This is a genomic window from Streptomyces sp. NPDC027185, from assembly GCF_055567035.1.
Window position 1 is genome coordinate 446,420 of record NZ_JBVHRF010000002.1, and the last position, 19,151, is coordinate 465,570.

General features: G+C 73.1%; 21 protein-coding genes. 13 read left to right on the forward strand and 8 right to left on the reverse strand.

The features are described from left to right. Positions 1-69 precede the first annotated feature (69 nt). Genes ACZ4M8_RS07125 through ACZ4M8_RS07135 form a run of 3 tightly spaced genes read left to right on the forward strand, consistent with a single transcriptional unit; the run spans position 70 to position 2,822 of the window. Entirely contained in the window at positions 70-1,041 is a 972-nt protein-coding gene (locus tag ACZ4M8_RS07125; protein WP_467604049.1) for an ABC transporter substrate-binding protein, read from the forward strand. A 60-nt stretch (positions 1,042-1,101) separates the two neighbouring features. Beyond that, complete coding sequence (locus ACZ4M8_RS07130; RefSeq protein ID WP_467604051.1) at positions 1,102-2,037, forward strand: amino acid ABC transporter permease; 936 nt, start codon at positions 1,102-1,104, stop codon at positions 2,035-2,037. A gap of 32 nt (positions 2,038-2,069) precedes the next feature. Next, positions 2,070-2,822, forward strand: coding sequence for an amino acid ABC transporter ATP-binding protein (locus tag ACZ4M8_RS07135; RefSeq protein ID WP_467605278.1), 753 nt, complete (start codon positions 2,070-2,072; stop codon positions 2,820-2,822). Positions 2,823-2,949: 127 nt separating this feature from the next. Here the strand turns inward: ACZ4M8_RS07135 and ACZ4M8_RS07140 are convergent, their stop codons facing one another. Further along, positions 2,950-3,747 carry an SDR family NAD(P)-dependent oxidoreductase gene (locus tag ACZ4M8_RS07140; protein ID WP_467604052.1) on the reverse strand — a complete coding sequence of 266 codons (798 nt, stop codon included), beginning with the start codon at positions 3,745-3,747 and terminating at the stop codon, positions 2,950-2,952. A 147-nt stretch (positions 3,748-3,894) separates the two neighbouring features. Next, complete coding sequence (locus ACZ4M8_RS07145) at positions 3,895-4,656, reverse strand: class I SAM-dependent methyltransferase (protein ID WP_467604055.1); 762 nt, start codon at positions 4,654-4,656, stop codon at positions 3,895-3,897. Between the two features lie 93 nt (positions 4,657-4,749). On the opposite strand from ACZ4M8_RS07145, the gene ACZ4M8_RS07150 reads away from it, so the two are divergent. Then, positions 4,750-5,379: a CGNR zinc finger domain-containing protein gene (locus tag ACZ4M8_RS07150; protein WP_467604056.1), complete on the forward strand. Its 630-nt coding sequence runs from the start codon at positions 4,750-4,752 to the stop codon at positions 5,377-5,379. Here the strand turns inward: ACZ4M8_RS07150 and sodX are convergent. After that, positions 5,283-5,732: a nickel-type superoxide dismutase maturation protease gene (sodX, locus tag ACZ4M8_RS07155; protein ID WP_467605281.1), complete on the reverse strand. Its 450-nt coding sequence runs from the start codon at positions 5,730-5,732 to the stop codon at positions 5,283-5,285. The two genes, ACZ4M8_RS07150 and sodX, sit on opposite strands and share 97 nt — an antisense overlap. A 207-nt stretch (positions 5,733-5,939) precedes the next feature. On the opposite strand from sodX, the gene sodN reads away from it, so the two are divergent. Then, complete coding sequence (sodN, locus tag ACZ4M8_RS07160; protein WP_399085961.1) at positions 5,940-6,335, forward strand: superoxide dismutase, Ni; 396 nt, start codon at positions 5,940-5,942, stop codon at positions 6,333-6,335. A gap of 250 nt (positions 6,336-6,585) precedes the next feature. Here the strand turns inward: sodN and ACZ4M8_RS07165 are convergent, their stop codons facing one another. Next, positions 6,586-7,194 (reverse strand): ALF repeat-containing protein, encoded by a 609-nt coding sequence (locus ACZ4M8_RS07165; protein WP_467604059.1) that lies wholly within the window; start codon positions 7,192-7,194, stop codon positions 6,586-6,588. A 307-nt stretch (positions 7,195-7,501) separates the two neighbouring features. On the opposite strand from ACZ4M8_RS07165, the gene ACZ4M8_RS07170 reads away from it, so the two are divergent. Then, a complete protein-coding gene (locus tag ACZ4M8_RS07170; protein WP_467605284.1) occupies positions 7,502-7,972 on the forward strand; it encodes a flavodoxin family protein in 471 nt (156 codons plus the stop codon). Positions 7,973-7,997: 25 nt separating this feature from the next. Here ACZ4M8_RS07170 and ACZ4M8_RS07175 read toward each other — a convergent pair whose 3' ends face one another. Continuing rightward, the gene (locus tag ACZ4M8_RS07175; RefSeq protein ID WP_467604060.1) at positions 7,998-8,969 is read right to left on the reverse strand and encodes a LysR family transcriptional regulator; all 972 of its coding nucleotides are present in this window, start codon (positions 8,967-8,969) and stop codon (positions 7,998-8,000) included. Positions 8,970-9,183: 214 nt separating this feature from the next. On the opposite strand from ACZ4M8_RS07175, the gene snpA reads away from it, so the two are divergent. The 3 genes from snpA (at position 9,184) to ACZ4M8_RS07190 (ending at position 12,262) form a co-directional block, all read left to right on the forward strand. Next, positions 9,184-9,843 carry a snapalysin gene (gene snpA / locus ACZ4M8_RS07180; protein ID WP_467604062.1) on the forward strand — a complete coding sequence of 220 codons (660 nt, stop codon included), beginning with the start codon at positions 9,184-9,186 and terminating at the stop codon, positions 9,841-9,843. Between the two features lie 414 nt (positions 9,844-10,257). Continuing rightward, positions 10,258-11,004, forward strand: a complete 747-nt coding sequence (locus tag ACZ4M8_RS07185; protein WP_467604064.1) for a FadR/GntR family transcriptional regulator — start codon at positions 10,258-10,260, stop codon at positions 11,002-11,004. Beyond that, entirely contained in the window at positions 10,997-12,262 is a 1,266-nt protein-coding gene (locus ACZ4M8_RS07190; protein ID WP_467604066.1) for a CynX/NimT family MFS transporter, read from the forward strand. The genes ACZ4M8_RS07185 and ACZ4M8_RS07190 overlap by 8 nt, the downstream gene beginning before the upstream one ends. Positions 12,263-12,349: 87 nt before the next feature. Here the strand turns inward: ACZ4M8_RS07190 and ACZ4M8_RS07195 are convergent, their stop codons facing one another. Then, positions 12,350-13,438, reverse strand: coding sequence for a magnesium and cobalt transport protein CorA (locus ACZ4M8_RS07195; RefSeq protein WP_467605286.1), 1,089 nt, complete (start codon positions 13,436-13,438; stop codon positions 12,350-12,352). A gap of 219 nt (positions 13,439-13,657) precedes the next feature. Between ACZ4M8_RS07195 and ACZ4M8_RS07200 the strand changes: the two genes are divergently transcribed. From ACZ4M8_RS07200 to ACZ4M8_RS07210, 3 genes are all read left to right on the forward strand, one after another. Continuing rightward, entirely contained in the window at positions 13,658-13,831 is a 174-nt protein-coding gene (locus ACZ4M8_RS07200; RefSeq protein WP_467604067.1) for a hypothetical protein, read from the forward strand. Continuing rightward, the gene (locus ACZ4M8_RS07205) at positions 13,828-16,086 is read left to right on the forward strand and encodes a heavy metal translocating P-type ATPase (protein WP_467604070.1); all 2,259 of its coding nucleotides are present in this window, start codon (positions 13,828-13,830) and stop codon (positions 16,084-16,086) included. Before ACZ4M8_RS07200 ends, ACZ4M8_RS07205 begins: the two co-directional genes overlap by 4 nt. Positions 16,087-16,495: 409 nt before the next feature. Further along, the gene (locus ACZ4M8_RS07210; protein WP_467604072.1) at positions 16,496-17,434 is read left to right on the forward strand and encodes a beta-ketoacyl-ACP synthase III; all 939 of its coding nucleotides are present in this window, start codon (positions 16,496-16,498) and stop codon (positions 17,432-17,434) included. 18 nt (positions 17,435-17,452) lie between these two features. Here ACZ4M8_RS07210 and ACZ4M8_RS07215 read toward each other — a convergent pair whose 3' ends face one another. Beyond that, positions 17,453-17,674 carry a hypothetical protein gene (locus ACZ4M8_RS07215; protein WP_467604074.1) on the reverse strand — a complete coding sequence of 74 codons (222 nt, stop codon included), beginning with the start codon at positions 17,672-17,674 and terminating at the stop codon, positions 17,453-17,455. A 97-nt stretch (positions 17,675-17,771) separates the two neighbouring features. Next, the gene (locus ACZ4M8_RS07220) at positions 17,772-18,686 is read right to left on the reverse strand and encodes a glutaminase (RefSeq protein ID WP_467604076.1); all 915 of its coding nucleotides are present in this window, start codon (positions 18,684-18,686) and stop codon (positions 17,772-17,774) included. A 228-nt stretch (positions 18,687-18,914) separates the two neighbouring features. Between ACZ4M8_RS07220 and ACZ4M8_RS07225 the strand changes: the two genes are divergently transcribed. After that, positions 18,915-19,148 carry a hypothetical protein gene (locus ACZ4M8_RS07225; protein WP_467604077.1) on the forward strand — a complete coding sequence of 78 codons (234 nt, stop codon included), beginning with the start codon at positions 18,915-18,917 and terminating at the stop codon, positions 19,146-19,148. The last annotated feature ends 3 nt before the right edge of the window (positions 19,149-19,151 follow it).

The window sequence follows — 19,151 nt, forward strand, 5'->3', positions numbered from 1 at the left end:
TCGCGGTGGCCGTGAGCGCCCCTCCCGGCCGTCACCCGCCGGCTTTTCCCCACCCGCAGGAGGATCAGCATGACCGCACGCCCCACCCGTCGCCCCGCCGCCGGCCGCTCCCGTACGGCCGTGGCCGGGGCGACCGCGGTCGCGGCCGCGCTGCTGCTGACGGCCTGCGGGGACCAGACCGACGCGGCGATCGCCCGCCGCGAGGCGGTGAAGAATCGTGACACCAGCGCCCCGCTCTTCAAGATGCTCCCCAAGGACATCCAGGAGAAGGCGCTCATCCAGGTCGGCTCGGACATCACGTACAAGCCCGTGGAATTCCGCAGCAACGGCGCGATCGAGGGCATCGACCCCGATCTGGCGGCCGTGCTCAGCAAGGAACTGGGCGTCAAGCTGAACTTCAACAACGCCACCTTCGACACCCTCATGGGCGGTATGAAGTCCAAGCGGTACGACATCGCGATGTCCGCGATGACGGATACCAAGGAGCGCCAGCAGGGCATCGACTCCAACACCGGCAAGAAGATCGGTGAGGGCGTCGACTTCATCGACTACCTCAACGTCGGCGTCTCGATCTACACCCAGAAGGGCAAGACGCAGGGGATCGACGGCTGGGACGCCCTGTGCGGCAAGAAGATCGCCGTGCAGCGCGGCACCGTCTCGCACGACCTGGCCAAGGAGCAGTCGAAGACGTGCGAGAAGAACGGTGAGCAGCCGATCGCCATGGAGGCGTTCGACAACGACTCCGAGGCCCAGACCCGGCTGCGCACCGGCGGGGTGGACGCGGTCTCCAGCGACTACCCGGTCGCCGCGTACGCCGTGAAGGTCTCCGGCCACGGCAACGACTTCCAGATGGTCGGCGGCGCGCCGGTGAAGGCCGCGCCGTACGGCATCGCCGTACCCAAGGGCAGCGAGAAGCTGCGCGACGCGCTCAAGGCGGCGCTGGAGCGCGCCATCAAGACCGGCGCCTACGCCAAGGTCCTCGACAAGTGGGACGTCAAGGACGCGGCGGTCGAGGAAGTGAAGCTCAACGGCGGTTCCTGACCGCCGCCCCGCCTCCCCGCCCCGTCCGCCGATCCGCTGAACCTCCGAAAGGCAGCATCCGTGTCAGTCGACGTCGAGAAGTCGGACCGGTCCCCGGCCGGGACCCCGTCCCCGCCCGAGTCCATCAAGGCCATTCCCGTCCGCCACTACGGCCGCTGGGTGGCGGCGCTCGTCGTCCTCGGGGTGATCGCGGCTCTCGTGCGGGCCTTCGCCACCGGGAACGTCAACTGGGACGCCATCCCCGAGTACCTCTTCAACGCGGACATCCTCAAGGGTCTGCGCAACACCCTGCTGATCACCGTGCTGTCGATGGTCATCGGCATCGTGCTCGGCGTGATCCTCGCCGTGATGCGCCAGTCGAAGAACTGGGTGACCTCGTCGGTCTCGTGGTTCTACATCTGGTTCTTCCGCGGCACGCCGGTCTACGTCCAGCTCTTCCTCTGGTTCAACCTCGGCCTCGTCTTCCAGTACATCGACATCATGCCGATCTACAAGGACGAGTGGTCGGACTTCATGACGCCGTTCCTGTGCGCGCTGCTGGGCCTGGGGCTCAACGAGGCGGCGTACATGGCGGAGATCTGCCGGGCGGGGCTGAACGCCGTCGACGAGGGCCAGACCGAGGCGGCGCACGCGCTGGGCATGAGCCACGCGAAGACGCTGCGCCGGATCATCGTGCCGCAGGCGATGCGGGTGATCGTCCCGCCGACCGGCAACGAGGTCATCAACATGCTGAAGACCTCCTCCCTGGTGATCGCCGTCCAGTACTACGACCTGCTGCAGGCGGCGCAGAACGTCGGCCGGGACTCCGGTGTCGTGGTGGAGATGCTCATCCTGGCCGCCGCCTGGTACCTGATCGCCACGACGGTGCTCAGCATCGGTCAGTACTACCTGGAGCGGTACTACGCCCGCGGCGCCAGCCGCCAGCTGCCGCCCACCCCCCTCCAGCGCGTCAAGGCGAAGCTGGCGGGCCTCAACCGCGCCGGAGGTGCCGCATGACCGCCAGCCCGACCGCCTCGAAGGCCGTCCCGATGGTGAAGGCCGAGGGTGTCCACAAGTCCTTCGGCGCGGCCCACATCCTCAAGGGCATCGACCTGGAGGTGGCGCCCAAGGAGGTCTTCTGCCTGATCGGCCCGTCCGGCTCCGGCAAGTCGACGTTCCTGCGCTGTATCAACCACCTGGAGAAGATCAACGCCGGCCGGCTCTCGGTCGACGGTGAGCTGGTCGGCTACCGCGAGCAGAACGGCAAGCTCTACGAGCTGCGCGACCGCGAGGTGGCGGCCCGCCGCCGCGACATCGGCATGGTCTTCCAGCGCTTCAACCTCTTCCCGCACATGACCGCGGTGGAGAACGTCATGGAGGCGCCGGTCCAGGTCAAGGGCGAGTCGAAGGCGTCCGCCCGGGAGCGCGCCGGCAAGCTGCTGGACCGCGTCGGCCTGAAGGACAAGGCCGGCAACTACCCCTCGCAGCTCTCCGGCGGCCAGCAGCAGCGCGTCGCCATCGCCCGCGCGCTGGCGATGGAGCCGAAGCTGATGCTCTTCGACGAGCCGACCTCCGCGCTCGACCCGGAGCTGGTCGGCGACGTCCTCGACGTGATGAAGGACCTGGCCGCGGACGGGATGACGATGGTCGTGGTCACCCACGAGATGGGCTTCGCCCGCGAGGTCGGCGACTCGCTGGTCTTCATGGACGACGGCGTGGTCGTCGAATCCGGCCACCCCCGCGACGTCCTGGGCGCACCGCGGCACGAGCGCACCAAGTCGTTCCTGTCCAAGGTGCTGTGAGCGGGGGCCGGGAGCCCCGGCGGGTGTGACCGGAGGCGGTACGGGCCCGGGGCCCGTACCGCCTCCGGTGTGTGTGGGGGGGGCGGGCGCCCCGAGCGGCCCCTCACTGCACGGATCAGTGCACGGATCAGTGCACGGAGAACCCGCCGTCGACGAAGAGGCTCTGCCCGGTGACGTAGGCGGCGGCGCGGCTCGCCAGGAAGACGGCGGCGCCCGCGAAGTCCTCGGCCAGGCCGTTGCGGCCGGTCAGGGTGCGGCCGGCGAGGGCCGCCACCCGCTCCGGGTCGGACGACAGCCGCGCGTTGAGCGGGGTCATCACGAAGCCCGGCACCAGCGTGTTGCAGGTGACGCCGTGCGGGGACCACGCCTCGGCCTGCGAGCGGGCCAGCGACTCCAGCCCGCCCTTGGACACCCCGTAGACCCCGCTCTGCACGAACGCGCGGTGCGCCTGCTGCGAGCTGACGTGGATGATCCGGCCGAAGCCCCGCTCGGCCATGCCGGGGCCGAACCGCCGCCCCAGCAGATGCGGCGCCTCCAGGTTGACCGCCATCGTGGCGTCCCAGACCTCGTCGGTCATCTCGCCCATCGGCGGCCGCAGATTGATCCCGGCACTGTTGACCAGGATGTCGGGCTCACCGAAGACGGCGGCGATCTCCTCCGCACCAGCGCGGAGCGCGGCCCGGTCGCCCAGATCGCAGCTGACGGCGGCGGCCCGGCAGCCCTCGCCGGTCAGTTCGCCGACGGCGGCGGCGAGTTCCGCCTCCCGGCGCGCCACGATCACCACCCGCGCCCCGGCCCGCGCGAGCGCCCCGGCGATCGCCCGGCCGATACCGGAACTGCCACCGGTCACGACGGCGTTCAGCCCCGTCAGCGAGAACAGGCCGGTCAGGTAGCGGTCGGGCGGCTGCGGGGTCTGAGATGTCATGCCCGCACCATAAACGGGCCGCACCGCGCGGCGGCGGTCCGTCCCGGCCCTCGGACGGCGCGGGCCGTACGGCGCCGGGCCGGGCGCGGGCGTACGGCGACGGCCCGGGGCACACTCACGAGGAGCGCACCCCGGACCGCACCGGCGTCACTTCAGTCCGAGCACCAGCGCATCGCTCGGCGAGCGCCACACCGTGCGCGCCTCGGCGAAGCCGGAGTCCCGCAGGACCTCGGCGTGCCACCGGTCGGAGGGGGTGTCGCCGTCGGCGTGCTCCCCGTAGATCTCGAACCGTTCGGCGGTCGGCCCGGCCAGCAGCGGGTCGGCGGCGGCCAGCTTCCACCAGTCGGCCCAGTCGAGCGCGCCGGCGGCCTTGGCGCGGTCCATCCGGGCATGGCGCTGCGCGCGGTCGGCGGCGTTGATGCGCGGGGTGGACTCCTCCGGCATGTGGTCGGCGTTCATGAACACGCCGCCGTCGCGCACCACGGTGCCCAACTGTCCGTAGAGCCCGCGCAGGTCCTCGGTGTGCAGCCAGTGCAGCGCGGTGGCGGTGAGCACCGCGTCGTACGACGTGTGCGGCAGCCGCTCCGTCCAGGACGGGTCCTTCAGGTCGGCGCGGACGAAGCGGACCCGCTCGTCACCGGCGAAGTACCCTTCGGCGATGGCCAGCAGCGCGGGATCCAGGTCGACGCCGACGCTCTCGGCCTCCGGGAAGCGCTTGAGCAGCCGGTCGGAGATGGAGCCGGTGCCGCACGCGAGGTCGAGCACCCGGGGCGCGGTGCCCACCAGCGCCTCGACCATGTCGAGCATCACCCGGAACCGCTCCTCGCGGTCCGGCATGTACCACTCCTGCTGCCGGTCCCAACTGTCCTGCCACGCCTGCCAGTCGGCCCCGGACACGGTCTCGGTCATCACGAACCCCTTCCGCATGTAATACCCTCGTAGCCACAACACCCATTACGGCTACCCGCCCGGAACGATAGCCCGCGCCCGTAAGGACTACAAGTGGAACTGGCCTATTACTCGGACTATGCCGTGCGGCTCGTCAACACCGAGCAGCCCGAGCGCGGCGGCGACAGCCTGACCTCCGTCGAGGCGGTCCGCGCGCTCTTCGGGCCCGCGCAGCAGATCGCCCGCCGCGCCACGGAGAGCGACGTGACCCGGCTGCGCGCGGTCCGCACCCGGCTGCGGACCGTCTTCGAGGCGGCGGCCGAGGGGGACGAGGTCCGCGCCGTCGACCTGCTGAACGCGCTGATGATGGAGTTCCCGGTCAGCCCGCAGATCTCCGGCCACGAGTACCGCGACGCGGACAATCGCCCCGACTGGCACATGCACATCGCCGACCAGGCCGCCAACGCCACCGCCGGCTACACCGCCACCGCCTGTATGGGCCTCGCCTTCCACCTCACCGAACTGGGCGTGGACCGGCTCGGCGTCTGCGAGGCCCGCCCCTGCCGGAACGTCTACCTCGACACCTCCACCAACCGCTCCCGGCGCTACTGCTCCGACCGCTGCGCGACCCGCGCCAACGTCGCCGCCTACCGCGCCCGCAAGAAGCTGGAGAGCGAACGCGCCGCCCGCAGCGGACGCACCGCCGACAGCGCCCAGGCGACCACCGCCAGCGGCGAACGCTGAGCCCCCAGCGGCCGCAGCCGCACCCGGGCGCGGGCCACCACCAGCTCGTCCGGCACCGCCCCGAACTCCCGGCTGTCGTTGACCACCCGCGGGTTGTCGCCCCGCACCCACCAGCCGCCGTCCCGCCGCTCCACGGCCCGCTTGACGATCAGCAGGTCCTGCCGGAACGGATGCCGGACCACCACGACATCACCCGGCCGGACCACGCAGCCGTAGTGCAGCAGCAGCCGGTCACCGGGCCGGAGCGTCGGCAGCATCGACGGGTTGTACACCTCGGCCAGCCCGAACACCGGGCCGCGCCGCCGCGCCCCGCCGCCGCCCTTGGGCCCGCGCCCGTCCGTCCGCTCGGGCATCCGGCCCACCTCCCGGTCCGCTCCGGCAGCCACCGGACCCTTCCTCCAGCTCACGGGGTTCATCCTCCATCAGTTCCGCCCGGTGGCCGGGCTCCGGTCCCACGGGCGGCCGGACTTTTGCCCTAAGACCCCCGGCCCGCCCGAGAAAAGCCTTCCGGCACCGAGTAATCTCGCCCGTGAGAAGACGATCACGAGGAAGGACTGAACATGCTCTCCCGCCTGTTCGCCCCCAAGGTGAAGGTCAGCGCCCACTGCGACCTGCCCTGCGGCGTGTACGACCCCGCCCAGGCCCGTATCGAGGCCGAGTCGGTCAAGGCCGTTCAGGAGAAGTACCAGGCCAACGAGGACGCGGACTTCCGCACCCGCGCGGTCCTGATCAAGGAGCAGCGCGCCGAGCTGGCCAAGCACCACATCTCGGTGCTGTGGAGCGACTACTTCAAGCCCCCGCACTTCGAGAAGTACCCCCAGCTGCACCAGCTGGTCAACGACACCCTCAAGGCCCTCTCGGCCGCCAAGGGCTCGAACGACCCGGCCACCGGCCAGAAGGCCCTGGACCTCATCGCCGAGGTCGACAAGATCTTCTGGGAGACCAAGAAGGCCTGATCCGAGGCCAGGCCGCCGCCCCGCGCCTCAGCGGGCCGGCGCCGCGCGAAGGGGCCCGGCGGATGTTCCGCCGGGCCCCTTCGGGTTGAGGTGACGCGGTCTTCAGATGACGCGGCCCGGGTGACGCGAGGTCACGCCGGGGGCGTCCAGGGCCGGTCCGGGACCGGTGGCCGGTCCGGGGCCGGTGGCCGGGCAGGGGCTCGCGTCCGGGCCGGCCCGCGTCACGGGCTCCCGCCCGGACGGACCGGTGTCAGGACGCCGGCCGGTCCGCCTCGTAGCGGCCGGTCTCCAGGAAGTACCGCAGTTCCTCCGGGGTGCCGTCGATGGCCTTCTCGGCGGCGGCGCGCAGGGCGTCGCTGATGGTCGGGTCGGCCAGGATGCGGGCGACCTCGACGCGGTCGTCCTCGGCGCGGGCCAGCCGCAGACCGGTCTCCAGGAAGGCGCGCACCACCTCCGGGCTGCCGTCGTCCAGCGCCTTGCCGGCCTCACGCAGCACCGCCTTGCCGGAGGCCGGGTCGGCCAGGAGCCGGGCGATCTCGACACGGTCGTCCTCGGCGCGGGCCAGCCGGTAGCCGGTCTTGAGGAAGGTGCGCAGGTCGTCGACGGTGCCGTCGAGGGCCTTGTTCGCCTCGCGGACGACCGCCCGGCCGCTGGTCTTGTCCGCCAGGATCCGCAGGACGGCGATACGGAGATCGTCCTCGGACATCTCGTCCACCGGGGTGCCGTCGGCGGCTGCGGCCGTCGGGGCCGTCACCGCGCCGGACGGGGACGGGGACGCGGCGGACGCCGGGGTGGCGAGGAGCAGGGCGGACGCCAGGGCGGCGGACGCGAGGAGCAGTGCGGCGCGAGCGGGTTTCACGGGATTGCCTCCAGAAGGGTCGCGCGGGGGGGCGCGGTCATTCTGCCCGGTGGTGGTGCACGAGGTCACCGCCAGGGTCCCGTTGTCTGCCGGGGGTTCGCCCTGCGGGAGGTCCTGGTGGGCCGCCCGGCGGGAATCGCGGCCGAGGCGGTTGCCCTTTGCGCCTACGCGCCCCCGCCCCGGCTGACCGCCCGCGCCCCGGCCGGCGCCGCACCGCCCGCTCCGGGCGGCGCGGTGTCACATCCCGTGCCGCCGCGCTGTCCTTCGTGCTGTCCTGGGGGCCGAACCGGGAGAAGGGATCGTGAGGATGAAGGCCGTCATCGTGTGCGCTTCCGTGTCGCACGGCAACACCCGCCGGATCGCCGGCACCATGGCCGAGGTACTGGACGCGAAGGTCGTCACCCCCGAACAGGCCGACCCGGCGGAGCTGGCCGCCGCCGACCTCGTGGGATTCGGTTCGGGCGTCTTCCACCAGCGGCTCCATCCCCGTCTGACCGGCTTCGCCGAGACGCTTCCCGCCGGAAGGCGCCGGGCGTTCGTCTTCGCCACCAGCGGGTTCCCCGAACTGGCGCCGGCGCCGTTCACCCGCCCGCTGGTCCGGCTCCTCGAAGGCAAGGGCTACGAGGTGGCGGGGCGCTTCACCTGCCGGGCGCGCGACACCATGCTGCCCTTCAAACTCATCGGCGGTATCCGCAAACAGCGGCCGGACGACGGCGATCTGGCCGCCGCCCGCGCGTTCGCCGCCCGGCTCCGGGACGGGCGGCCCCCGGCGTCCTGACACCCGCGGCCGCGGACCGGAGGCCCTAGGCCGACGCCAGCCCCCTCCGCAGCGCCCCCTCCCCGTGCCGCATCAGCCACGAGCGGTACACGCCGCTGGCCCAGGCGATCTCCCTGTAGGAGGCGGTGAGGTCGGCGAAGAGGGCTTCGGGCGGTACGGCGAGGGTGGCGTCGGAGCGGCAGGCCATGAAGAGGCGGACGGCGAGGGGATCGCCGCGCAGGGGCCGGATGTCCATCCCGTGGCGGGGGCGGGAGGTCGGCTGGCAGGGGGTGACGACCTCACCGGCGGCGACGAGATCGGCGGCGGTGAGGTAATCGCCGTGCACCACCCGGGGGTTGACGCCGGCGGCGGCCCAGATGCGGCGCAGCCCGGCCCACTCACCGTCCACGGTCGGATCGACCATCCACGGGTCGCCCGCGAGGTCGGCGAGGTCGACGACCTCCTTGGCGGTGGCCGGGTGGGTGGCGGGCAACGCGATGAACTGCGGCTCGCGTGCCAGGAGTTCGTGCTGGACGAGGTTGGCGGGGACCCGCAGCGGGGCGCCCTCGACCTCGTGGACGAAGACGGCGTCGAGCTGGCCGGAGGAGACCATCTGCAGCAGCGCGTTGGCGGAGACGTCGATGCGCAGGGCCGGATCGGCGCCGGGCAGCCGGTCGCGCATCCGGCGCAGCCAGCCCGCGACGGCGCGGCTGCTGGTGCTGCCGATGCGCAGCCGGGCGCCCTGTTCGCGGACGGAGACGGCGGTGATCTCGTCGACCAGGGCGCGCATGTCGGCGACGATCGGGCGGGCGCGGGAGAGCACCACATGGCCGAGCGGGGTGGGGCGGCTGCCGGTGGCGGCGCGGAAGAAGAGCTGGCCGCCGAGGGCCTTCTCGATGCGGTGGAGCTGCGTGGTCAACGACGGCTGGGTCATGCCCAGCTGACGGGCCGCCTTCCGTACGCTGCCGGAGTCGGCGATGGCGCACAGGGCTCGAAGATGCCTCACCTCTAGCTCCACGTCCGGAGCATAGCCATGCGCGATGGCCTGGCACCAGACTCCTGAACCGCCATGAACTGGCTCTTTTGCCCGGGGTATTGGCCTGTCCTATCGCCTCCTGGCATCTCCGCCCGGCGGGTGAACTGCGTCCAGACTCGGCGGCACCAAGAAATCCGGGGCCCCGGCCGCCGCCCCACACGGCGGCCGTAGCCCTCGGAAATTAAGGAGCCCCCACATGAGATCTCCCAAGACGGCGCTGTCGGCGGCGCTCGGCCTGGGCCTCGCCGCCGCACTCACCGCGGCGGTCCCGGCGTCCGCGACGCCCTCCTCCCCCGCCTCCCACCGCTCCACGGCCGCCACGGTGGCCGCGTACACCGGCTCGGCCGCGCAGCAGGCCGACAACAAGGCGTTCTTCGACGCCGTGGTGAAGTCGGTGGCGAAGAAGCTCAAGGCGAACCCGCACGCGCAGTCGGTCACCGTGACCTACGACGCCAGCGCCGCCCCGACGTTCGCGAACCAGATATCGCAGGCCGCGCAGATCTGGAACAGCGCGGTCTCCAACGTCAAGCTCCAGGAAGGCAGCGGGGGCGACTTCCAGTACCGCGAGGGCAACGACCCGCGCGGTTCGTACGCCAGCACCGACGGCCACGGCAGCGGCTTCGTCTTCCTGGACTACGCGCAGAACCAGCAGTACAACTCCACCCGCGTGGTGACCCACGAGACCGGTCACGTGCTGGGCCTGCCGGACCACTACGAGGGTCCGTGCAGCGAGCTGATGTCCGGCGGCGGCCCCGGCCCGTCCTGCCAGAACACCCAGCCGGACGAGAACGAGCGCGCGCAGGTGGACCAGCTCTGGGCGAACGGTCTGGCGAAGCTCTTCGCCAAGGCGTCCTGACCCGTCCGCCCGGCGCACCGGCCGCCGCGCCGTCCTGACGCTCCGTCGGGCGCCGCCCGCCGGTACGGCACCCCGGCGCGGTACGCCGCGCCCCGGAGGCAGGGGTTCCCCACCCGCCTGCCGCCCGGCCCCTCACCCCGGCCGCCCGCGCCCGACCGGCGCGGGCCACCGGAGGACGGCGGCCGGACGGCGGCGGTCCCCTGCCCGGATCACCGGGCGGCCCCGCGTACGGCCGCCCCGTGCACGTCTTCCCCGTACGCGCCCCGCGGCGGAGTCCTCACGGACTCCGCCGCGGGTGTGTGCGGGGTCCGTCTCTTTTGACAGGCGGAAACATGGGATGTTCCCATGACCCGGAGAATGCGGTGGGCCGGGAGGCGGTCCGCCGCCTTGGTCCGAGGAGAGGACGCCGCACCGATGCCGCTGCGCAACACCGCCCGTACCAGCCTGGTCGGCCTCGTCATCGAGCAGCTGGAGGCGCTGATCGCGGGCGGCGAGTGGCCGGTCGGGACGAAGATCCCGCCGGAGCCCGCACTCGTCGAGCAGCTGGACGTGGGGCGCAACACCGTCCGCGAGGCGGTCCGGGCGCTGGTCCACACCGGACTGCTGGAGGCCCGGCAGGGCGACGGCACCTACGTCCGCGCCCGCAGCGACTTCGGCGCCGCGGTGCAGCGCCGGCTGCGCCGCGCGGAGAGCCTGGAGGCGTACGAGGTCCGTGCCGCACTGGAGCGGGACGCCGCGCGCCACGCCGCCGTGCGGCGCACCCCGGAGGATCTGGCGGCGCTCCGTGCAGTGCTGGCCGAGCGGGTGCGGACCTGGGAGTCGGGGGACACCGACGCGTTCGTGGCGGCCGACGTCCGCTTCCACCAGCTGATCGCGCAGGCCGCGCACAACGGTGTGCTGGCGGATCTGTACGCGCACCTCAGCGACGCGCTGCGGGCCACGCTGCACGCGGTGCTCGCCGCGCACGTACCGGACGCGGTCCACCACCAGCTCGACGGGCACACCGCGATCGTCGACGCCATCGAGGCGGGCGACGCGGACGCCGCCGAACGCGCCGTCCTGGCGCATCTGACCGAAGCGAGGGACGCCCTGCGCGGGGACACGGGCGACGGCGCCCGCACCGCCGGGGCTCCGCACACCACCGGAGACCACCGTGCCTGACCCCGGATCCGCCGTCGCGGACGGCCCGATATCCGCCGCGCCGCCGCGCCCCGCCGCCCTCGGGGCGCCGCCCGTACCGACCGGGCGCCGCGCGCTGTACCTCGGGTTCGGCGTCGTCCTGCTGGCGCTCAACCTGCGGCCCGCGCTGGTCGCGGTCGCGCCGCTGGCCGCAACCATCCGGGACGACAGCGGGATGTCGGCGGCGGCGACGAGCCTGCTGACCGCGCTGCCGCTGCTCTGCTTCGGGCTGCTGGCGCCGATCGCGCCGCGGCTGGGCCGGCGCCTGGGCGCGGAGCGGACGCTGCTCGGCACGATGGCGCTGATCGGCGCCGGGACCGCGCTGCGGCTGGTGGACTCGGTGGTCGCGCTGTTCGCCGGGACGGTGGTGATCGGCGCCGGGATCGCGGTCGCCAACGTGCTGCTGCCCGGTCTGATCAAGCGGGACTTCCCGGCCCGCGCCGGGCTGATGACCGGCCTGTACTCGATGTCGCTGTTCGGCGGCGCGGCGCTGGCCGCCGGGGTGACCGTCCCGGTACAGCGGGCCGCCGGGCTGAGCTGGCAGGCGACGCTGGCGGGCTGGGGCGCCCTGGCGGTGGTGGCGCTGGTGTGCTGGCTGCCGCAGACCGGCGCCCGTACCCGGCCCGGGGCCGGTGCGGCGTCCGCGGCGGCGCACCCGGTGCGCGGCCTGTGGCGCTCCCCGCTGGCCTGGCAGGTCACCGGCTACATGGGACTCCAGTCGCTGAGCTACTACGCGGCCGCCGCCTGGCTGCCGACGGTGCTCAAGGACGCCGGGATGCCGGCGGGCGACGCCGGGTGGATGCTGTCGTACTCGTCGCTGCTGGGCATCGCGGGCTCGTTCCTCGCGCCGGTGATCGTGGGGCGGCGGCTGCGCGCCGGGACGCTCGCCGCGGTGAGCGCGGTGCTGTGCGCGGCGGCGTTCGCCGGACTGCCGGCCGCGCCGGTGGGCGGGGCGTACGTCTGGATGACGCTGCTGGGGCTGGGGCAGGGCGGGGCGATCAGCCTGGCGCTGCTGTTCATCGTGGAGCGGGCGCCGGACGCCCGGCACACCGCGCAGCTGTCCGGCATGGCGCAGTGCTTCGGCTACATCCTGGCGGCGACCGGCCCGGCGGTGCTGGGCGCGGTGCACGACACGACGGGCGGCTGGACGGTGCCGCTGGCGGTGCTGCTGGTGCTGCTGGTCCCGCAGATCGCGGTGGGTTTCGGGGCGGCGCGCCCGCGCCACGTCGCCGGGCGGTAGCGCGCCGGACGCTTCCCGGACCGGGTCTCCTCCTCGCGGAAGCGGCCCGGTCCGCCGTGTCCGGGGATCAGCCTGAGCCCCGGCCCGTCACAGCCAGCCGTTGCGCTTGAAGCCGCGGTGCATGAGCCAGCACAGGGCCAGGGTGATGGCCATGATCAGCGGGTAGCCGAACGTCCAGTCCTTCTCCGGCATGTAGGTGAAGTTCATGCCGTAGACGCCGCAGACCATGGTCGGGACGGCGAGGATCGCGACCCAGGCGCTGATCCGGCGCATCCCCTCGTTCTGCGCGACGGTGACCTGCGCGAGGTGCGCCTGGAGTATGGAGTTGAGGAGTTCGTCGAAGGACGTGACCTGCTCGACGACCCGTTCGAGGTGGTCGGCGACGTCCCGGAAGTACGTCCGCAGCCGGGCGTCGACGAACGGCATCGGGCGGGTGACGAGCGTCTGCAGCGGCCGGTCGAGCGGGGCGACGGCGTGCTTGAGCTCCAGCAGCTCCCGCTTGAGCTGGTAGATCCGGCCGGCGCCGCCGCGCCCGCCGCTGACGGAGAAGACCTCGCTCTCCACGTCGTCGATGTCGTCCTGGATCTCGGCGGCGGCGTCGAGGTAGTCGTCCACCACGAGGTCGGCGACGGCGTGCAGCACCGCCGACGGGCCGATGGCCAGCTGTTCGGGGTCCTGCTCCAGCTGTTCGCGGAGCGGGCCGAGGGAGCCGTGGCCGCCGTGCCGGACGGTGATGACGAAGTCGGCTCCGGTGAAGACCATCAGCTCGCCGGTCTCGATGACCTCGCTGGTGTCGGTGAGCTGCTCGTGCTCGACGTAGCGGACGGTCTTGAAGACGGTGAACAGCGAGCCGTCGTACCGCTCGATCTTCGGGCGCTGGTGGGCGAGGACGGCGTCCTCGACGGCGAGCGGGTGCAGCCCGAACAGTTCGGCGATGCCCGCGAACTCGGCCTCCCCGGGCTCGTGCAGCCCGATCCACACGAAGCCCGTCCCGGAGCGGCGCACCCGGCGGATCGCCTCGTCGGCGGGGTGGTCGCCGGGCTGGCGCACACCGTTCTCGTAGATCGCGCAGTTGACGACGGCGGTGCCGAGCGGGGAGCGGGCGGGGTGGCTGAGGTCGACCCCGCGGGTGCGCGGCTGCGGCAACCGGACGGCGCGGCGGAGGCTACGGATCATCGACACCGGGTCAGTATGGCGCCCCGGCCCGCCGGACGGCAGGGACCGGGCGCCCGGGGCGGCGGCCGCGGGGCGCCGCGGGCGGGGCCGCCACCCCGTGACGGAATACCCCTGGGGGGTATACAGTTGGAGAGGAAGGGACGCCGGTGGCGCCGCCGTCCCCACCCCCCGGGAGCGCCCGCGTCCCCCGGTTCCGGTATCCCTGTGAGGAGTACGGCAATGACGGCACCGACCACCCCGGTCCTGCTCGGCGGCTACGCACTGATCCTGCTGGCCGTGCTCGCCGCCGGATTCGGCCTCGGCCGCACCGCCGGCGCCCCGGCGCCGCCCGCACACCCCGCGCCGCACAGCACCCCGCATACCCCCCACCCGTACCACGAGGAGCAGTCGTGATCACCGTGCCCGGAGAGCAGTACATCGAGCTGGAGATCGGCGGGATGACCTGCGCCTCGTGTGCGGCGCGCGTCGAGAAGAAGCTCAACCGCATGGACGGCGTCACCGCCTCGGTCAACTACGCCACCGAGAAGGCGCGTGTCTCCCTCGACGAGGGCAGCCCCCTGGGCGCCGCCGACCTCATCGCCACCGTCGAGAAGACCGGCTACACCGCCGCGGTCCCGGCGCCGCCCGAGCCGGAGCCGGACGACGAGGGGAGCGCCCCGGAGGACGACGGCCTCACCACGCTGCGGCAGCGGCTGCTGACCGCGCTGGTGCTGTCCGTCCCGGTGATCCTCATGGCGATGGTCCCGGCCCTGCAGTTCACCAACTGGCAGTGGCTCTCGCTGACCCTCGCCGCCCCGGTCGTGGTCTACGCCGCCTGGCCGTTCCACCGCGCCGCCTGGACCAACCTGCGGCACGGCGCGGCCACCATGGACACCCTCATCTCCATGGGCACGCTCGCCGCGTTCGGCTGGTCCCTGTGGGCACTGTTCTTCGGTACGGCCGGGATGCCCGGGATGCGCCACCCCTTCGAGCTGACCCTGACCCGCGGTGACGGCGGCGGCTCGATCTACCTGGAGGCCGCGGCCGGGGTCACCACCTTCATCCTGGCGGGCCGCTACTTCGAGGCCCGCGCGAAGCGGAAGGCCGGGGCCGCGCTGCGCGCCCTGATGGAGCTGGGCGCCAAGGACGTCGCGGTGCTGCGCGGCGGCCGGGAGATCCGTATCCCCACCGCCGAGCTGGCCGTCGGTGACCGCTTCGTCGTCCGCCCCGGCGAGAAGATCGCCACCGACGGCCGGGTCACCGAGGGCTCGTCCGCCGTGGACGCCGCCCTGCTGACCGGCGAGTCCGTCCCCGTGGAGGTCGGCCCCGGCGACACCGTCACCGGCGCCACCGTCAACGCCGGCGGCCGCCTCGTCGTCGAGGCGACCCGGGTCGGCGCCGACACCCAGCTCGCCCGGATGGCGCGGATGGTGGAGGAGGCGCAGAACGGCAAGGCCGCGGCCCAGCGGCTGGCCGACCGGATCTCCGCCGTCTTCGTCCCGGTCGTCATCGCACTGGCCGTCGGCACCCTCGGCTACTGGCTCGGGACGGGCGCCGGGGCCACCGCCGCGTTCACTGCCGCCGTCGCGGTGCTGATCATCGCCTGCCCGTGCGCCCTGGGCCTGGCCACCCCGACCGCCCTGATGGTCGGCACCGGCCGCGGCGCCCAGCTGGGCATCCTGCTCAAGGGCCCGGAGGTGCTGGAGTCCACCCGCGCCGTCGACACCGTCGTCCTGGACAAGACCGGCACGGTCACCACCGGCGTGATGACGCTGACCGGCGTCCACCTCGCCGACGGCACCGACCGCGCCACCGCCCTGCGGCTGGCCGGCGCGCTGGAGCACGCCTCCGAGCACCCGATCGCCCGCGCCGTCGCCACCGCCGCCGAGGAGGCGGCCCCCGGCGCGCTGCCGGCGCCCGAGCGGTTCGAGAACGTCCCCGGGCTCGGCGTCCGCGGCGCGGTCGACGGCCACACCGTGCTGGTCGGCCGGGAGCGGCTGCTGGCCGATGCCGGGCTGACGCTGCCCGAGCCGCTGGCGGCGGCGAAGCGGCGGGCCGAGGAGGCGGGCGCCACCGCCGTCGCGGTCGCCTGGGACGGCGCCGCCCGCGCGGTCCTGGTGATCGCCGACGCGGTGAAGCCGACCAGCGCCGAAGCGGTCCGCCGGCTGCGCGCACTGGGTCTGACGCCGGTGCTGCTGACCGGCGACAACCGCGCGGTCGCCGAGGCGGTCGCCGCCGAGGTCGGGATCGGCGAGGTCATCGCCGAGGTGCTGCCGCAGGACAAGGTCGCCGTGGTGGAGCGGCTGCGCGCCGAGGGCCGTACGGTCGCGATGGTCGGCGACGGTGTCAACGACGCGGCGGCGCTGGCCACCGCCGATCTGGGCCTGGCCATGGGCACCGGCACCGACGCCGCCATCGAGGCCGGGGACCTGACCCTGGTCCGCGGCGACCTGCGGGCCGCGGCGGACGCCATCCGGCTGGCCCGCGCCACCCTCGGCACCATCCGCACCAACCTCTTCTGGGCCTTCGGCTACAACGTCGCCGCCCTGCCGCTGGCCGCCGCCGGTCTGCTCAACCCGATGATCGCGGGCGCCGCGATGGCCTTCTCCTCGGTCTTCGTCGTCGGCAACAGCCTCCGCCTGCGCCGCTTCCGCGCGACGGCGGAATGACACCGGAGCGACCCGCGGCGGAGCGGACGTACGGCAGGCGGGGCCCCGGGCCGGGAAGGCCGGGGCCCCGCCTCCGTACGAAGGCGCCGTACGAAGATGCCGTACGAAGGTGCCGTACGAAGGTGCGTACGGGGCGGGCGTACGGAATGCGGCCCGGTGCGCGTACCGGGTGGCACGTGTGCGGGGCCCGGCACCCCGTCCGGCCTGCGGTGACGCGGCTCACCCTCCCCGGCCCGTACCTCCTCGCCGGCCGCGGCCCGCTCCCGTCGAACGCGTCTGCGGGGCCTGGTCCGGCAGGAGTCGGATCTCTCCAGAGAAGACGGCGGAAGATTGGTGGTTCTCGCAAGGGACGCCCGGCCGCAGCGGGTCACACTGGTCGCACGACACCGCAGGTCCGGAAGGGGATGACATGCCAGGTTCACGCGTTCTCGCGGTCGGCCACTACCAGCCGCCGGGCGTGCTCACCAACGATGATCTCGCCGCCATGGTGGAGACCGACGACGCCTGGATCCGCAGCCGCGTCGGCATCCGCACCCGGCACATCGCCGGACCGGACGAGAGCGTCGACGCGATGGCCTCCCAGGCCGCGGCGAAGGCCCTCGCCGCCGGCGGCGTCCCGCCCGAGGACATCGACCTCGTCCTCGTCGCCACCTGCACCGCGACCGGCCGCAGCCCCAACACCGCCGCCCGCGTCGCCGCCACGCTCGGCATGACGGCCCCCGCGACGATGGACATCAACGTCGTCTGCTCCGGCTTCACCCACGCCCTCGCCACCGCCGACCACGCCATCCGCGCCGGCTCCGCGCGGCGGGCGCTGGTCATCGGCGCCGAGAAGTTCACCGCCGTCGCCGACTGGACGGACCGTACGACCTGCGTCCTGGTCGGGGACGGTGCGGGCGCCGCCGTGGTCACCGCCTCCGAGGAGCCGGGGATCGGCCCGGTGCTGTGGGGTTCGGTCCCCGAGATGGGCCACGCGGTCCGTATCGAGGGCGAACCGGCCCGTTTCGCGCAGGAGGGACAGACCGTCTACCGCTGGGCCACCACCCAGCTGCCGGCCATCGCCCGCCAGGTCTGCGAACGCTCCGGCCTCACCCCCGCCGACCTCGCCGGGGTCATCCTCCACCAGGCCAACCTGCGGATGATCGAACCGATCGCCCGGAAGATCGGCGCGGTCAACGCCGTCGTCGCCCGGGACGTCGTCGACTCCGGCAACACCTCGGCCGCGTCCGTCCCGCTCGCCCTGTCCAAGCTGGTCGAACGGGGCGAGATCACCACCGGCGACCCGGTCCTCCTCTTCGCCTTCGGCGGCAACCTCTCCTACGCGGGCCAGATCATCCACTGCCCCTGACGCCGCGGACGCCGCCGCTCAGGGCACCTCACGCAGGTACATCGCACCGCAGGAATGGCAGAACGGCTCGCCCTCGGGCGTGCCCCACAGATCGGCCGGCTGGACGGCGGCGGACTCCGCCAGGATCCGGCCGCACATCGCCTTGATCCCGTCGAGACGGACCATGTGCCAGATCTTGACCGGGGCGCCCTCTCCCGGTGTCACGCCGTCCTCGTACTCCGCGCGCATCTCGTGCTCCATGGCGGTGCACCTCCCTACGCCCACGATGCGCCCGGAAGATCGCCGCCACAACGCGGCCTGAGCCGGGCGGGCGCACGGCGGGCCCGCCCGGGTGGCTTCAGAACACCGACCAGCCGGTGAGCGTCGTGAAGTGGTCGAGCGCGGCGGCGCCGGCGACGGAGTTGCCGCGCCGGTCCAGCCCCGGACTCCAGACGCACAGCGTGCAGCGGCCCGGTACGACGGCGAGGATCCCGCCGCCGACCCCGCTCTTGGCGGGCAGCCCCACCCGGTACGCGAACTCCCCCGCCGCGTCGTAGGTGCCGCAGGTCAGCATCACCGCGTTGATCCGCTTGGCCTCCCGCGCCTCCAGCAGGCGGGTGCCGTCGGCACGCAGCCCGTGCCGGGCGAGGAAACCGCCGGCGGTCGCAAGGTCCCGGCAGCTCATCTCTATCGAGCACTGCCAGAAGTAGTGCTCGATGACGCTGGGGACCGGATTCTCCAGATTGCCGAACGACGCCATGAAGTGCGCGAGCGCGGCGTTCCGGTCCCCGTGCTCGGCCTCCGAACCGGCCACCGCCTGGTCGAACGCCAGCTCCTCGTTGCCGCTCTCCTCCCGCAGGAAGTGCAGCATCGTCGTACTGGCGTCACCGGTGAGGGTCTGGAGGCGGTCGGTGACGACGAGCGCGCCGGCGTTGATGAAGGGATTGCGCGGGATGCCGTTCTCCCACTCCAGCTGCACCAGGGAGTTGAACGGCGTACCGGACGGCTCGCGGCCCACCCGGGTCCAGATCTCCTCGTCGTGGGCGTGCGCCATCACCAGCGCCAGCGAGAAGGTCTTCGAGATCGACTGCACGGAGAACGGTGTCTCCCAATCGCCCGCCCCGTACACCGAGCCGTCGATGTCGACGAGCGCGATACCGAAACGGTCGGGGCTGACACGTTCGAGCGCCGGGATGTAATCGGCGACCGCGCCCTGCCCCGCATACGGCCGCGCATGGGCCGCTACCTCATCAAGAACGGCCTGGTAGTCCATATCGGACACGCTAACCCGGCCGTTCCCGCGCCCGGCGGCGGGGCCCGTTTTACCGCACCGGCCACCGGGCGACGGGCTCTCGTCCCGTCCACGGACCCGCCCGGCGGACCGCCCGATGGCCCGCCCGTCTCGCGTCCGCCGCCCGGGTGGCGGAGCCTGGCACGGGGAACCCGGCGGCCGGGCGGACCGTTGATCCCGATGAGACCGAATCGTTCACAGGAGGCAGTGATGGCAGGGTTTCTCGACCGCGCCAAGGAGCAGGCCCAGAGCGCCCTCGAACAGGGCAAGCAGAAGGTGGACGAGGTCCAGCAGCAGCGCGCGGGCAACGACCTCCTCAAGAAGCTCGGCGCCGCCTACTACGCCGAACGGCGCGGCAGCGGCACCCCCGAGGCCACCGGAAGCGCCCTGGCCGCACTGGAGGCCCACATCAGCGCCCACGGCGACGCGTTCTTGAAGGGATAGCTC

Excerpts from the sequence above, each read along its gene's own strand:
- snpA (WP_467604062.1), top strand. The coding sequence starts at position 9,184 with ATGAGATCTCCCAAGACGGCGCTGTCGGCGGCGCTCGGCCTGGGCCTC.
- ACZ4M8_RS07200 (WP_467604067.1), top strand. The coding sequence starts at position 13,658 with ATGACGGCACCGACCACCCCGGTCCTGCTCGGCGGCTACGCACTGATC.
- ACZ4M8_RS07140 (WP_467604052.1), bottom strand. The coding sequence starts at position 3,747 with ATGACATCTCAGACCCCGCAGCCGCCCGACCGCTACCTGACCGGCCTG.
- ACZ4M8_RS07185 (WP_467604064.1), top strand. The coding sequence starts at position 10,258 with ATGCCGCTGCGCAACACCGCCCGTACCAGCCTGGTCGGCCTCGTCATC.
- ACZ4M8_RS07125 (WP_467604049.1), top strand. The coding sequence starts at position 70 with ATGACCGCACGCCCCACCCGTCGCCCCGCCGCCGGCCGCTCCCGTACG.
- ACZ4M8_RS07195 (WP_467605286.1), bottom strand. The coding sequence starts at position 13,438 with ATGATCCGTAGCCTCCGCCGCGCCGTCCGGTTGCCGCAGCCGCGCACC.
- ACZ4M8_RS07210 (WP_467604072.1), top strand. The coding sequence starts at position 16,496 with ATGCCAGGTTCACGCGTTCTCGCGGTCGGCCACTACCAGCCGCCGGGC.
- ACZ4M8_RS07135 (WP_467605278.1), top strand. The coding sequence starts at position 2,070 with ATGGTGAAGGCCGAGGGTGTCCACAAGTCCTTCGGCGCGGCCCACATC.
- ACZ4M8_RS07215 (WP_467604074.1), bottom strand. The coding sequence starts at position 17,674 with ATGGAGCACGAGATGCGCGCGGAGTACGAGGACGGCGTGACACCGGGA.
- ACZ4M8_RS07220 (WP_467604076.1), bottom strand. The coding sequence starts at position 18,686 with ATGGACTACCAGGCCGTTCTTGATGAGGTAGCGGCCCATGCGCGGCCG.
- sodX (WP_467605281.1), bottom strand. The coding sequence starts at position 5,732 with ATGCCCGAGCGGACGGACGGGCGCGGGCCCAAGGGCGGCGGCGGGGCG.
- ACZ4M8_RS07225 (WP_467604077.1), top strand. The coding sequence starts at position 18,915 with ATGGCAGGGTTTCTCGACCGCGCCAAGGAGCAGGCCCAGAGCGCCCTC.
- ACZ4M8_RS07145 (WP_467604055.1), bottom strand. The coding sequence starts at position 4,656 with ATGACCGAGACCGTGTCCGGGGCCGACTGGCAGGCGTGGCAGGACAGT.
- ACZ4M8_RS07170 (WP_467605284.1), top strand. The coding sequence starts at position 7,502 with ATGAAGGCCGTCATCGTGTGCGCTTCCGTGTCGCACGGCAACACCCGC.
- sodN (WP_399085961.1), top strand. The coding sequence starts at position 5,940 with ATGCTCTCCCGCCTGTTCGCCCCCAAGGTGAAGGTCAGCGCCCACTGC.